Origin of the sequence: Synechococcus sp. BA-120 BA3 (assembly GCF_034931285.1) — a bacterium.
Lineage (GTDB): Bacteria > Cyanobacteriota > Cyanobacteriia > PCC-6307 > Cyanobiaceae > Cyanobium.
On sequence record NZ_JAYGHZ010000478.1, the window covers coordinates 1 to 1,002 of the forward strand.

Annotated in this window: 1 protein-coding gene and 2 pseudogenes; 2 read left to right on the forward strand and 1 reads right to left on the reverse strand. The window is 74.1% G+C overall.

The window, feature by feature from the left end; translation table 11 throughout:
* Both VB737_RS16960 and VB737_RS16965 read left to right on the forward strand, forming a co-directional pair.
* Nucleotides 1-463 (forward strand): annotated as a pseudogene (locus tag VB737_RS16960) (NHLP bacteriocin system secretion protein); the annotation flags it as partial.
* Nucleotides 460-675: a hypothetical protein gene (locus tag VB737_RS16965; RefSeq protein ID WP_500314697.1), complete on the forward strand. Its 216-nt coding sequence runs from the start codon at nt 460-462 to the stop codon at nt 673-675. The pseudogene VB737_RS16960 and the gene VB737_RS16965, both read left to right, overlap by 4 nt.
* On the opposite strand, the pseudogene VB737_RS16970 reads toward VB737_RS16965, so the two are convergent.
* Nucleotides 636-1,002: pseudogene (locus VB737_RS16970) on the reverse strand (TolC family protein); the annotation flags it as partial. The gene VB737_RS16965 and the pseudogene VB737_RS16970 overlap by 40 nt on opposite strands.

Sequence of the window (1,002 nt, forward strand, 5' to 3'; positions counted from 1 at the left end):
GGCCTACTTCGCCCCGGCCGATGCCCGCCGCCTGCGCCCCGGCCTGGCCATGGAGGTGGTGCCGGACTGGAACGAACGGGGCCGTTTCGGCGGCATCCGCGGGCGGGTGCGCAACATCAACCTGCTGCCCGCCACCCGCGAGGACGTCGACACCACCATGGGCAACCCCCAGCTGGCGGAGGCCCTGGTGCGCAACGGGCCGGTGATGCGCACCGAGATCGCCCTGCTGCCCGCCGCCGCCGGCTCCGGCCTCGACGGCTATCGCTGGACCCTCAGCCGCGGCAGCAGCGTCTTTCCTATCCGTGAGGGGCTGACGCTCAAGGCCCACGGCTACGTCGAATGGCGGCCGCCGGTGAGCTACCTGCTGCCGCTGCTGCGCGACCTCACCGGCAGCTACCGCACCCTGCGCCAGCAGGAGCGCCAGGACCAGCCGCCCCTGCGGCAGCGGGACGCCCTGCCATGAGCCGCGAACGGCCCTGGCTGGCGCTGGAGGCGGCCCTGCTGGTGGTGCTGCTGCACGCCAATGCCCCCGAGGTGTGGTTCTGGTTCGCCGCCCTGCTGGTGCTGCTGCTGTGGCGCTCCTTCGCCTGGCGCCAGCGCCGCTGGCAGCGACGGCAGGAACGCCACGACGACGCTCAGGAGCCGCCCAGCACCAGCGGCAGCGCCACCGGCTGATCGGGCCGGTCCGGCACCGGCAGCAGTTCGCGCAGCAGCTGGGCGTAGCTGACGTTGGCCAGGGTGGTGGATTCGGCCACCCCCTCCATCGCGCCGGTGAGGGTGGCGACGGTGTCGGCCACATCGCTGTAGTCGGCCAGCCCCAGCTGGTAGCGGGCCCGCACGTCACGGAAGGCCTCGCGGGAGGCGCTGTAGGAGGCGCGGGCCGCCACGATCTGGCGCAGGGCGGCACGGTGGTCGTAGAAGGCGGCCTCGAGGCGCTGGCGGATGGCGTTGCGTTCCCGGGCCAGCTGCTGGTCGGTGCGGGCGGCGGCGGTGCGGCTGGCG